Origin of the sequence: Micromonospora sp. NPDC023956 (assembly GCF_040639195.1) — a bacterium.
In the GTDB taxonomy this organism is placed as follows: Bacteria; Actinomycetota; Actinomycetes; order Mycobacteriales; family Micromonosporaceae; genus Micromonospora.
Map to the genome: position 1 here is coordinate 296,079 of NZ_JBEZZN010000006.1, position 11,817 is coordinate 307,895.

Genomic DNA, 11,817 nt, shown 5'->3' on the forward strand with positions numbered 1-11,817 from the left:
GACGCCGTCATGATGGGGGTTCCCTATCCGGACGGTGGGCGTCGGCGAACGGGCAGCCAACGCGGTGCGGCGGAGCACTCGCCACGTTCGTCGGGCCGGACAGAATCGGGTGGCGGTGGGCACCGGACCCGGTGCCCACCGCGGTCGCTCCGGCCTCAGCCGGTGGCGCAGGTGGTGCCGTTGAGGGCGAACGAGGCCGGTGCGCCGGTGTTCCCGGTGTGCGTGGCCTGGAACCCGATGGTGACCGAGGCGTTCGGGGCGATCGTGGCGTTGTAGGCGACGTTGCGGGCGGTGACCGTCCCGCTCGACGGCGCGTACGTGGCGTTCCACCCGCTGGTCACGGTCTGCCCGGCGGGCAGCGGGAAGGCCAGCTGCCAGCCGTCGATCGTGCTGCCGCCGGTGTTGGTGATGGTGACCGACGCGGTCAGGCCGGTGTTCCAGGTGCTGACCGTGTAACCGATCCGGCAGGTTCCGGGGCCGGGCGGGGGAGTGCTCGGCGGTGGGGTCGTCGGCGGCGGCGTCGAGGGCGGCGGGCTGGTCGGTGACGCGGTGGTGTCGATGCCGAAGAAGCGGATCGCCTGCGCGGCGTCGACCGGCAGGTTGTGCGACACACCCTGCATGCTGATCGCCTCGACCGGGGCGGTCGGACCGGACCCGCCGTAGCGGGTGCGGGTGTAGCCGGACTGCGGGCTGTCGGTGTACGTGGGCGTCTGACCCAACCCGTGCAGGTTGGTCCACTGCTTGATCTGTTCACCGAAGTTGGGGTACCGCAGGGTCTCGTCGTTCGTGCCGTGCCAGGTCTGCATCCTCGGCCGTGGGCCGGTGTACCCGGGGTACGCGTTGCGGACCAGGTCCCCCCACTGCTGGGGCGTCCGGACGACCTGGCCGTTGGCGCACTGGCTGTTCCACTCCGACCCGTCCGTGGTGGCGAAGCAGCCGAACGGCACGCCGGAGAAGGCCGCCCCCGCGCTGAACACGTCGGGGTAGAGGCCGAGCAGGACGTTGGTCATCATCGCCCCGGACGAGATGCCGGTGGCGAAGATCCGGGCCGGGTCGACGTCGTACCGCTGCCGGACGTGGTCGACCATCGACATGATGCCCACCGGGTCGCTGCCGCCGCCGCGGCGCAACGCCTGCGGGGAGGACACGTCGAAACACTTGCTGCTGCGGGTCACCGACGGGTAGACCACGATGTAGCCGTACCGGTCCGCGAGCGCGGCGTACTGGGTGCCGGAGTGCATCGCCGGTCCGCTGCCGGTGCAGTAGTGCACCGCGACCACCAGCGCCGGCTTGGGGGCGACGCGGTCCGGGACGTAGAGGTACATGCGTAGGTTGCTGGGGTTCGCGCCGAAGGCGGTCACCTCGGTCAGCGTCGCGGCGGCCGCCGGGGCGGGGACCGTCAGGGCGGCCAACACGGTGGTCGCGACGGCCACCAGGGCAGCCCCCAGCAGCTTCGTTCTCGCCGTCATGGAATGGTTCCTCCTGAGCATCACGGATGGCAGGGAGGTTCCGATCGGGGACTGCCCGGTGCCCGATCACGTCCGGCTCAGGAACATTTGCCAGTATGGATGGCCTTCGAGGCGGTGGGCAAGCCCGACGGCGGCGCGCCGATCCCCGTCCGCGACCGACGCGACGACGACCCACGCCGGTGTACGGGGTGGCGGCCGGGTCGGCCACCACCCCGCACCCTCGTCCGGTCGTCCGGGTCAGCCGTTGGGCAGCACCGCCCGGCCCCGGTTGAAGTTGCGGCCGTGGCCGTCCGGCCGGTAGTTGCCCTCCACGTTGCCGGCCGCGTCCACCGAGAACCAGTGCACCCGCGTGCCGGCCGGTACGGTCAGGGTCTCCGCCCCCTCCCGGATACCCGCCGAGGCGTACAGGGTGGACGCGTAGGTCGGTCGGGCGCCGTCGAGGGTGTAGAACACCGCCGCCGGTTCGCTGACCCCGAACTGCACGCTCACCATGCCCGGGGTGGCGCTCGGCGTCACCGTCATCGTGCTCTCCGGCCGCCTGCGGTCCTTGTCGAAGTCGCGGGCCACCCGCATCAGCTCGACCAGGCCGTTGGCGTACTCCAGGGTCTGCTCGTGCGCCTCGTCCCAGGCCGGCTGGAAGCTGCTGCCGACCTCGAAGTTCCAGGCGTAGATGCCGTACCGGTACCAGAGCATGTCACCGGAGTTGCCGGCCGCCGAGTAGAGCACGTCGGAGATCGGGCCGGTCCGGGCCGGGGTGACCGCCAGGTTGCGGTGCCGCTTGATGGCGGTGAGGATCCGGGACGAGGCACCCCAGAAGAACGACTCCTCGGCGAGCGTGGGACGCGGCGCGGAGACCCGGTCCGGCAGCGAGTACGCCCCGGGCGACCACATGAAGTAGTTGCCGGAGGAGTGCAGGTTCATCGAGAACCTGATGTTCCCGCGCCGGGCCAGCCAGTCCAGGTTCCGGTTCTCCGGCTCGGACAGCTCGGACGGTCCGGCGTAGCTGCCACTGGTGCAGTTCGACGACGCGCCCGCGTAGCCGTCGAAGAGGCTGTACTCGGTGTAGTTCCGGTTGTTGTCCACTCCCCACGAGTTGCGGGCCAGGGCGTCCGCCGCGTCACCGGCCGGGCAGTGGTTGGTCATGCTCTTGCGCTGCGAGGCGAAGTCGTAGAACGAGTAGTGCCCGCCGTCCGGGTTGATCGACGGGGCGATCCAGATGTCCAGGGTGTCGAGCAACTGCCGGGTCTGCCGGTCGTGCGGGTAGTTGCGCAGCAGCCGCTCGGCGGTCTCGATGGTCACCAACGGGGGTACCCACTCCCGGGCGTGTTCCTGGGCGTACGCCAGCACGCCGGTGCGGGAGCCGTCCCGGTGCTTGCCGATCCGGATCGCGTACACCGGGTGCGGGTCGCGGGACACGCTCGCCGGCGCCTTGAGGTTGTCGGTGAGCGGCGTCGCCGCCACCGGAGCGACCACCCCGGCCCCGGCCTCCCCCCGGTAGGTGTAGGCCTTGACCAGCGTGCCGGCGCGGGCGTTGAGCGCCGCGACCACCTCGGCGGCGGTGCTGGTGACCGCCCCGGCGGCGTCGGTGGCCAGCTCCACCCGGATCGCCGGACCGGTGACGGTCACGGTGAGCGGCCGGTCGGCGGCACCCGGGTCGGCCAGCTCCACGGAGATGTCGTTGCCGCCCTGGTGGCCCCAGGCGAGGGAGTCGACCGCGACCCGCCCGGCGGCGGTGCCGCCGAGCACCACCTGCGCCTTGCGCCGGTACCCGTTCGTCCTGTACGGCAGCTCGACCACCTCGGCGAGCCTCGGGTGGTCGGCGGCGAGCTGCCGGATCCGCGCGTACAGCTCCGTCGGGGTCAGATAGCTGGTGACGAAGTCCTTCTGGTAGCCCGGCCCCTCCGGGTCGTCGGCCGGGATCGGCAGCCACTCGGTGACCTCGGCGACCGCCACGTCCCCGGTCGGGCTGGTCACCTGGATCCGGTGCGGCCGGGCGGTGACCGTGGCCGCGCCCCGGTGGTAGAGGTACACCCCGGCGTCGACGAAGCGGGCGATGGTCTGGGTGCCGCCGGAGCCGATGTCGGTGCCGGGGCCGCTGTCCCGGGCGACGGTCAGCGCGGCGGTGGCCGTCTGTCCCTGTGCCCACTTCGCCTCCACCGACAGCACCCGCTCGGTGCCGGAGGTGTAGTAGTCGGCCCGGATGATCCGGACGTCCGACGTGGTCGCCGACGGGGCGAGAGCCGCCGAGAACCGCTGGTTGTCGCCTCGGTGCCCGGCGATGGTCGCCTCCCGCTCGGCGATCCGCCGCGCCGAGTCGGCCGGGTCGTGCAGGGTCGCGCCGATCCGGTAGCCCATCCGGCGTAACGCGGCGTTCTCGCTCGGCGTCACCACCGCGTGCACCACGATCCCGGTCTCGGTGCGGGTCACGTGGTGGTCGAGGTCCACGCCGGTGGCGACCAGCTCGTCCAGGGCGGCCTGGCCGGCGAGGAGCACCTCCACCACGGACGCCTGCTCGTCGGCGGGACGGTCGAGGACGGCCGGTGCGGCGGCGCGCGGGCCGGCGGCCGGGGTGACGGTGACCGCCGTGGCGGGGCTGGCCAGCATGAGCAGGGCAGCGCCGGCGGCGGTCACCGCGGGGAGCCGTCGTCGCCAGCGGGAGGGAACGGGTCGGGGCATCTGTGGCCGCCTTTCGCGGGAGACGGGAGCGGGCCGGCGGGCCGGTACGGGCGGACCCGGCGGTGGTCGGCGGAGGCTTCGCCGCGCCCGGCCCCGAACCGCCGAAGCGGACGACCGGTGCGCCCATCCTGGTCAACGCGGTGACGCATGTCAATGGAGTCGGTGCTCGGGCCGCCGCCCGCTGGGCGACCTGGTGGACGGCTCCTCCCCTGGTCACCGCCGCTGACGAGCGGAGCCGGACGGTCCCGGTGGCTCCGCCCCGGCCGGGCGGCGGTGAGCCGCTCGTGCGGCCGACGGTGGGCCGCCCACCGCACGGGCGGCCCACCGTCGACCACTACCGGTCGAGCGCCTCGGCCAGCCGCCGCGCCTCCCGGACCAGGCGGCTCGACCCGCCGCGCCCGGCGACCTCGGCGAGCCCCGGCACCTCGATCCGCACCCCGGTACGGGCGGCCGTCTCGGCCGCCAGGGTCAGGAGGTCCGGAGTGCCCCGGGGAGCGGTCGGCGCGGCGAGCAGCGCCGGCAGGGCGGCGGCGAGCAGCCGCCACACGCTCAGCGGGGCACCGGCGGTGGCCGCGTCCCGCAACGGGCCCAGCACCCGGGTGGGGAGCACGGTGCCGTCGGTGACCAGCGTGCCGAGGTGTCCCCCGACGGCCGGGGCGTCCAGGGTGCCGGCGGCGGCGAGCAGCAGGAGGGCGTCGAGGGTGGCGACCCGGTCGGCCTCGTGCCGGGCCCCCAGGCCGTACGCCAGGGCGATGTCGAGGGCCGGACCGCCCGCGCCGCCGCTCTCGGCGAGCACCGGCAGGACGGCGGTGGCTCCCCGGACGTCCTGGTCGGCGGCGCTGGCGACCTCGGGCAGCGCGTGCGCCGCCACCACACCCGGCTGCCAGGGCAGCACCGACGCCCAGAACGCCGACCGGTGGCCCTGGTTCACCCCGAGCGGCGCGACCGGCACGGTGAGCAGCCCGTACCGGTCGTGGTACCCGTCGGGCGGGGTCAGCCGCACCTGCCGGCGTCGCTCGGGCAGCCGGTCGTACTCCCAGTCGGCCCACCGGGACCTGGCGGGCCTGTCCCGCTTCTGTCGGGGCACGGTGAGCACCTCGGCGACCGGATCGGGCAGGCCCCCGTCGCGCAGCCAGGTGGCGAGCCGGTCACCGGCCGGACTGCGCAACGCCCGCGCCTTCGCGGCGAGCGGCTCGTCGGACCCCGGGGGCAGCCGCAGCAGCGCCTGGGTGAGGTCCCACCGCCACGGGCCGCCCGAGCCGAGGCGGGCGATCCGTTCGTAGAGGGCGACCGGGTCGACCGCTCCGCTGGCCGAGGTCGGCATGGCGAGCAGGCCCGGATAGGCGTCGCCGCCGACCCGGCAGCCGACCTCGGCGATGCGGGCCCGCAGCAGCCGGTGCAGGGCGGGCACCCGGCTCTGCGCGGGGAGCTGCTGGTCCGGCTCGGGCGTCCGGCCGACCGCGGCCATCAGCGCCTGCCACCGGCCACGCCGGTCGGCGGCCCGCGCCGGTTCGACCGCCGTGTACAGCACCCCGCCGACCAGTTCGCAGAGGCAGCAGGGATCCCACCGGTGTTCGTGCATGCCGTGCCGGTGCCGGGCCAGCACCGGCACGAGGGCCCGGTTCAGGACGGGCAGGTCGGCGCCGGCCAGCCGGACCAGCCCGTCGAGCACTCGGTCCAGGGGCAGCGCCTGCGGTACGCCGTCGAGCAGGGCCGCGACCTCCTCGGCCAGTTCGTCCGGGTCGGTGATCGGCGGCGGGGCGGGCGGCGGCCCGGCCGGTGGTGGCAGTTCGTCCCCGACGGCGGTGACCACCGCCGGCGCGGGCGCGTGTCCGTGCCGGGCGGTCAGTGCGCCGACCCGGTCCCGGATGTCGGCGGCGGGATGGTCGAGCGCCACCGCGAGCACCTCGACGATGTCGGCGGTCCGGTCCGGCAGCCGGCGGGCCAGCCGGTCGAGCCAGCTCAACTGGGCCTTCACCAGCGCCTTCTCCGGCCGGGCCAGCACCGCCCGGGACGCGTCGAGCACGTCGGCGATCTCCGCGGCGTCCCCCTGCCGCAGGACCTTCTGCGCCATCGTGGCGACCGGAGCCGGGGCGTCGGCGAGTAGCCGCAGGTAGCCGGCGGCCCGGTCGGCGACCTCCGGCCCGGTCGGGGCGAGCTGGTCGTGCAGGACGACGAAGGCGCGCAGCGCCGACGGCCGGTCGTCGCGCAGCAGGCGGCTGAGACACCCGTCGAGCAGGACGCTCCGGTCGAGCCGGCCGGTGCCGGCGAGGTCCGCCAGCGCCCGGGGCAGGGCCATCTTCTCCCGGGTCTCCGGGTCGTCCTTCTCCCCGTTCCAGGGCGCGTCGAACGCCATGTGCAGGCCGATGCCGTCGATCTCGAAGAGCCGGGGCAGCAGGGCGTCGAGGAACGGGTCGGCGGAGAGCCGCTCCGGCAGTGGAACGCCCCGCTGTCGCTGCTCCCTCGGCCAGCCCAGGTGCCGTACCCAGCCGGTGACGAAGAGGTCCCCGGTCGGCGGCGGAGCCTGCTCGGCGGCGAGCAGCGCGGCGATGAACTCCCACCCGTCGTCCGGGTCGGTGCGCGGCAACCTGTCCGCGAGGCGGTACGCCAGGTCGGCCAGCCAGGCCACACCCCGCTCCCGCGCCACCTCGACGACCAGCTTGGCCTGCACCGCGCGCAGCGACACCGACCGCCGGCCGAGCAGCTGGGCGGCCTGGGCGGCGCTGGGCAGGCAGCCCACCGCCACCACCGCCAGCGCGGTCGCCCGCGCCTCCCAGAACCAGGGGTTCTCCTGCTCGCGGACGTGGACCAGCAGGGCCTTCGCCATGTCGCGGCGCTGCGCGTCGGTGAGCCCGGTGACCGCCACCTTCGCGGCCCGGATGCCCCCGGTGGTCAGGTAGTCGAAGCGTCCGTCGGTCACGCCGGCACCTCCACCATGGAGACCGCGAGCGCGTGCTTGCACGGCCCCCGTTCGCCCCGGTGCCGGCTCCACCAGCGACAGGTGCAGGTGTACCCGCCGTCGGGGAGGCGACGGACCCGGTAGACCTCGGTGCCGTGGCTGACCGTGGCGACGTCGCCGTCCCGGCCGACCGCCCCGGCCTCGACCAGCGCCCGCGCCCCGACCAGGCGGGGATTGTCCCGCTCGGCCCGGCCCGCCTCGTACGGCAGCACCCGGTGGAAGTACGCCTGCTCGGCCACGTCGTACCCGACCCGGCCGGCGGTGCCCAGCTGCACCAGGGCCGCCCGGACCCGCTCGTCGGTCAGACCCGCCTGCCGGGCCAGTGTCGGCACGTCGATCGTCGGATCCCAGGACAGCAGCGCGCTGACCAGTGCGGCGTCGTCGGTGACGTCGTCGGAGGCCAGGGAGGCCAGGACGCCGCCCTCGCCGGAGAATCCCCGGTACGGCTCCGGCGAGAGGGTCAGCGACAGCCGCATCCCGCCGGTGTCCAGCTCCCAGACGCTCGCGGCCGCCGGTGACCCGGCGGTCACCGCCGGCCCGTACACCCGTAACGTCGTGGCGAAGCGCAGCAGTCCGCGTAGCGCGGCCAACCGGCCGGCCCCGGCCAGGCAGACCGCCCCCGGGCCGGGGCGGGAGGTCAGCCGCAGCGTCCGGCCGGCCGGCACCGCCCAGAGCACCGACCGGTCACCGGCCGCCGGCAGCCGGCGCAGGAAGGCCGCCGCCTCGGTCGCCGGGACCTCGGCGCGCAGGGCCATCTCGGCGGCCAGCACGTGGACCTCGGCGAAACCGCGCAGCCAGCGGGCCGGTAGCGGTACCTTCTTCTCCACCACCGGGCCGTCCATGGTGGACACGGTGAGGTCGTCCGGCCCGACCGACAGGTGCAGCGGGTCGAGGCCGCCGACCCGGGCCAGCGCCTCCCGCAGCGGCGCGTTCACATCCACGTTGGTGGTGCCGTGCTCGACGACGTCGCCGTCGAAACCGGCGGGGGAGACGTCGAGGCGGGCGTACACCCCGCAGCAGCCGGAGAAGGACTCGAAGCGCAACCGGTCCCGGCTGCCGGTGACCACCGGGTCCAGGCTCGCCGGGTTGACCGGCTGGTGGTAACGGGTCCGGGCCACCTCGGCGACCGCCAGCAGGCCGGTCGCGGCGGCCCGGGGCGCGGTGAGGAAGCCGATGAAGAAGCGGGGGTTGGCCGAGGGGCCGCCGCTGGTCTGCAATGCCAGGTCACCGCCGGCCAGGGCGGACGGTCGCAGGTAACGGTACGTCTGAAGCGCGTTCACGGTGGCCCACGGTACGGGGGGCCACCGACACGTCCGGCGGTCAGGACCGCAGGTCACCGCCGCGTGCCGGCCGGCCCGTGCCGGCGGACGGTGGCTGTCGGTGGCTGCCGGTACGGTGCGGGCCATGACCGTGGACTTCTCCGACGTACCGCCCCGGCTGGCCCGGCTGGCCGCCGACCCGACGGCCGGGGAGGTCTTCGGCGCCGGCGAACACGGGTTCGTCCTGGAACCGCCGTTGACCGGCGCGGAACTGGCCGAGTTGGAGGGACAGCTGCGGCGGGAGTTGCCCGCCGAGTACCGGTCCTTCCTGCTGACGGCCGGCCGGGGTGGGGCCGGTCCGGCCTACGGGCTCTTCCCGCTGCGACGGGTCGACGGACGGTGGCGGTGGGAGGGCGACGGCGCCGACCTGACCGACCTGGACACCCTCGACCAGCCCTTCGCGCACACCGAGGCGTTCAACCCGGCCGACGCCCTCCCCCCACGGCCCGACGAGGACGACGTCGACTCGCCCGAGGCGTTGGAGGCCGCCGAGGACGCCTACCAGGAGCTGTACGAGGCGGTGGTCTACGACGACGCGCACTCCGTCGGCCTGCTCTACCTGTGCCACCTCGGGTGTGCCCTGCGGGAGGCACTGGTGGTCAGCGGACCGGCGCGCGGACAGATGTGGGCCGACGACAGCGCGGACGGGGGCGGGTTCCGGCCGCTGCGCGACGACGACGGCGTGCCGTTGGGCTTCGCCCGCTGGTACCGGCGCTGGCTGGACTCCTGCCCCACCCCGGTCACCCGTTGAGCCGGGCCGCCGGCTCCGGGCCGGCGCCGGCGCGGTCACCGCGTCGACCGGTGACCGTCGGAGGCTGACGGCCCGACGGTCGCCTTCCGCCGGGGATGGGCGACCGTCGTCCGCGTCCGCTGGTCAGTCGCGCTGCCCGGCGGCCCGTCCACGGTCGGCGTCGGCATCGGCCGAGCCGACCGGAACACCGTCACCGTCCCGGTTCGCCCCGGTCAGGTCGACGTCGGCGCCGGCGCGGGCGGCGTCGGCCGCCGCGTCGTCCGCGCCGACGATCGCACCGGTCGGTTCGGGACCGCTGCCGTCGTCCTCGTTCAGCAGGCCGGAGCCGGCCAGTGGCAGTGCCGCGTACCTCGGGTCGCTCATCTCGTTCCTCCTCGGCGTCCGGTTGCCCTGGTGCTACCCAGGCCGGGGCGATCCGAACCGGAACGGGTCACTCCCCGACGGCGGTGTACCGGTAGCTCTCCCCGTCGTACTCGTCGTCCTCCTGCGGGTCCGACACGTCCACCCGTACCCCGGGCAGAGCGGTGACCAGCGCGTCGGCCAGACCGTCGGGCAGGTAGTGGTGGTGCAGGTCGAGTTCGGTCAGGTGGGTCAGCGGTTGACCGGCCAGCAGCGCGGCGGCACCCCGCTCGCCGAGCGTGCCCAACGACAGGTCGAGGCGGTCCAGCCGGAGCACCACCCGCGCGGTCGACAACGCCTCGGCCAGGTCGTCGGCGATCTCGGCGTTGCGTAGCCCCAGCCGGCGCAGCGCCGGGAAGCGCTCGCCGGCCAGCAGCGGTGCCAGGTCGGCGACCTGGGTGTCACCGCCGTAGTCGGGGGTGCCCAACCAGAGTTCCAGGTCGGTGAGGGCGGGCAGTTCCGAGTCGAGCACCGCCCGGGTGAACGCGGGGGACAGCCCGCCGGTCTCCACGGTCAGCTCACGCAGCCGTTCGTGCCGAACCGGGGAGAAGGTGAGGTCCTGACCGCCCCGGACCCGCAGCACCTCCAGCTCCGGGTACGCCGTGAGCAGCGGGCTGACGTCGCCCACCCGCATCCAGGAGACCTCGCACTCCTCGGAGGTCATGTCGCCGAGGAAGAGCGCCCGCAGTGCCGGCATCCGGGGTGCCGCCGCGCAGAGCTGCGCGATCGGGGCGGGATTGAACGCCGCGTACCCCCAGGCGCCGATCACCAGCGCCTCCACCGACGGCCCGGCCTGCGCGACGAACCGCTCGAACGCCTCCCGGAACGGCTCGGACAGGGTGGTCCCGGCGGACTGGTCGAAGTCCCAGTAGCCGAACCGCCAGGACACCGGAGTGTCCACGGTCGGCAGCGGTCCGTCCGGCGGTACGTCCACCACGGGTCGGCCGGCGAAGGTCCGCGCGTGCCCACCGAACGCCATCGCCGGTTACTCCCCGACCGCGGTGAACCGATACTCCCGGCCGTGGTAGACCTCGACCTCCTGCGCGTCCGAGAGGTCGACGTCGACGCCCGGGAGCGCGGCGACCACCCGCTGCTGCGCCTCGTCGGAGAGGAAGTGGTGTGTCAGGTCGAGCCGGCGCAGGTGGGTCAACGGCTGCCCGGCCAGCAACGCGTCCAGGCCGTTGTCGGTGAACACCCCCATGGACAGGTCGAGCACCGCCAACCGGGCGACGACCGGCGCGTCGGCGACCACCCGGGCCACCACGTCGGCGATCTCGCTGTTGCAGAGTCCGAGGTGGCGCAGGGCCGGCAGCCCGGCGCCGGCCAGCACCGGCGCGAGTTCGTCGACGCCGGTGTCCGCGCCGTAGTCCGTGCGGCCGAGCCAGAAGACCAGCCGTTCCAACGCCGGCAGCGAGGACTCGCCGACCGCCCTGACCACCGCGCCGGGCAGCCCGCCGGACTCGAACCGCAGCTCCCGCAGCCGGTCGTGCCGCACCGGGCTGAGCCGGAGCGCGTTGCCGCCGCGCACCCAGAGCGTCTCCAGGGCCGGGTAGGCGGTCAGCAGCGCCGTGATGTCGGTCAGGGTCAGCCAGGAGATCTCGCACTCTTCGGAGACCAGGTCGGCGAGGAAGACCGCCCGCAGCCCGGTCCACTCGGCGGCCGCCTCCACCAGCAGCTCGACCGGGAGCGCCCGCTCGTACGCGCTGCCCCACTCCCCGACGACCACCGCCCGGACGGCCGCTGCGGGCACCGTCGCCCGGAACGTCGCCACCAGGTCGGCGAACTCCTCGGGGGCGGCCTCGAAGTCCTCGACCTCCAGCCGCCAGGCCACCGCCGACGGGTCCTCGGGTAGGGGTTCCCCGGGGGTGAAGGGTCGGACCGGCAACCCGGCGAACGACGACGCATGCGAGCGGATCACGACAACCTCCGGTCGGACGGGTGGGCCAGCGGCGCGACGCTAACAGCCCCGACCGACAACGCGATCAGCGGTGCGCCCCGCTGGTGCCCCCCCGGTCCGCAAGATGGTGCAAGAAACTGGAACGTCTTGCGAGAAAACTACGCCGCCGGAGCGGAAGGCGTCAACGTTCTCCGGTCCGCCGGGCGATGGGCCCGTGGGGTGAGGATGCGGATCTCCTCTGGCCGGCCCGGTGCGGACCGGCCGGTCCACTATGGCGGCCAGGTTGCCGGCAGGTTGCGAAAGGTCCCGCAAGGTCTTGCAAAGCTTTCATCGATGCCGCATCGTTC

The 11,817-nt window shown here is 74.5% G+C and carries 8 protein-coding genes; 1 reads left to right on the forward strand and 7 read right to left on the reverse strand.

What is annotated here, in order from left to right; genetic code table 11:
- Window positions 1-155: 155 nt before the first annotated feature.
- The 4 genes from AB0F58_RS15185 to AB0F58_RS15200 all read right to left on the reverse strand — a co-directional run bounded on the left by AB0F58_RS15185 (window position 156) and on the right by AB0F58_RS15200 (window position 8,384).
- Window positions 156-1,469 (reverse strand): PHB depolymerase family esterase, encoded by a 1,314-nt coding sequence (locus AB0F58_RS15185; RefSeq protein WP_357142687.1) that lies wholly within the window; start codon window positions 1,467-1,469, stop codon window positions 156-158.
- A gap of 237 nt (window positions 1,470-1,706) precedes the next feature.
- Complete coding sequence (locus AB0F58_RS15190; RefSeq protein WP_357142688.1) at window positions 1,707-4,145, reverse strand: M14 family metallopeptidase; 2,439 nt, start codon at window positions 4,143-4,145, stop codon at window positions 1,707-1,709.
- 334 nt (window positions 4,146-4,479) lie between these two features.
- The gene (locus AB0F58_RS15195) at window positions 4,480-7,065 is read right to left on the reverse strand and encodes a DUF6493 family protein (protein WP_357142689.1); all 2,586 of its coding nucleotides are present in this window, start codon (window positions 7,063-7,065) and stop codon (window positions 4,480-4,482) included.
- Window positions 7,062-8,384 (reverse strand): SWIM zinc finger family protein, encoded by a 1,323-nt coding sequence (locus AB0F58_RS15200; protein ID WP_357142690.1) that lies wholly within the window; start codon window positions 8,382-8,384, stop codon window positions 7,062-7,064. Before AB0F58_RS15200 ends, AB0F58_RS15195 begins: the two co-directional genes overlap by 4 nt.
- 124 nt (window positions 8,385-8,508) lie before the next feature.
- Between AB0F58_RS15200 and AB0F58_RS15205 the strand changes: the two genes are divergently transcribed.
- Window positions 8,509-9,174 carry an SMI1/KNR4 family protein gene (locus AB0F58_RS15205; RefSeq protein WP_357142691.1) on the forward strand — a complete coding sequence of 222 codons (666 nt, stop codon included), beginning with the start codon at window positions 8,509-8,511 and terminating at the stop codon, window positions 9,172-9,174.
- Between the two features lie 123 nt (window positions 9,175-9,297).
- Here AB0F58_RS15205 and AB0F58_RS15210 read toward each other — a convergent pair whose 3' ends face one another.
- From AB0F58_RS15210 to AB0F58_RS15220, 3 genes are all read right to left on the reverse strand, one after another.
- Window positions 9,298-9,537: a hypothetical protein gene (locus tag AB0F58_RS15210; RefSeq protein ID WP_357142692.1), complete on the reverse strand. Its 240-nt coding sequence runs from the start codon at window positions 9,535-9,537 to the stop codon at window positions 9,298-9,300.
- 67 nt (window positions 9,538-9,604) lie between these two features.
- Window positions 9,605-10,552, reverse strand: a complete 948-nt coding sequence (locus AB0F58_RS15215) for an STM4015 family protein (RefSeq protein ID WP_357142693.1) — start codon at window positions 10,550-10,552, stop codon at window positions 9,605-9,607.
- A gap of 6 nt (window positions 10,553-10,558) precedes the next feature.
- Window positions 10,559-11,491 carry an STM4015 family protein gene (locus AB0F58_RS15220; RefSeq protein WP_357142694.1) on the reverse strand — a complete coding sequence of 311 codons (933 nt, stop codon included), beginning with the start codon at window positions 11,489-11,491 and terminating at the stop codon, window positions 10,559-10,561.
- Window positions 11,492-11,817: the final 326 nt, after the last annotated feature.

Coding starts and splice junctions, on each gene's coding strand:
- AB0F58_RS15205 (WP_357142691.1), top strand. CDS start 8,509: ATGACCGTGGACTTCTCCGACGTACCGCCCCGGCTGGCCCGGCTGGCC.
- AB0F58_RS15215 (WP_357142693.1), bottom strand. CDS start 10,552: ATGGCGTTCGGTGGGCACGCGCGGACCTTCGCCGGCCGACCCGTGGTG.
- AB0F58_RS15185 (WP_357142687.1), bottom strand. CDS start 1,469: ATGACGGCGAGAACGAAGCTGCTGGGGGCTGCCCTGGTGGCCGTCGCG.
- AB0F58_RS15210 (WP_357142692.1), bottom strand. CDS start 9,537: ATGAGCGACCCGAGGTACGCGGCACTGCCACTGGCCGGCTCCGGCCTG.
- AB0F58_RS15190 (WP_357142688.1), bottom strand. CDS start 4,145: ATGCCCCGACCCGTTCCCTCCCGCTGGCGACGACGGCTCCCCGCGGTG.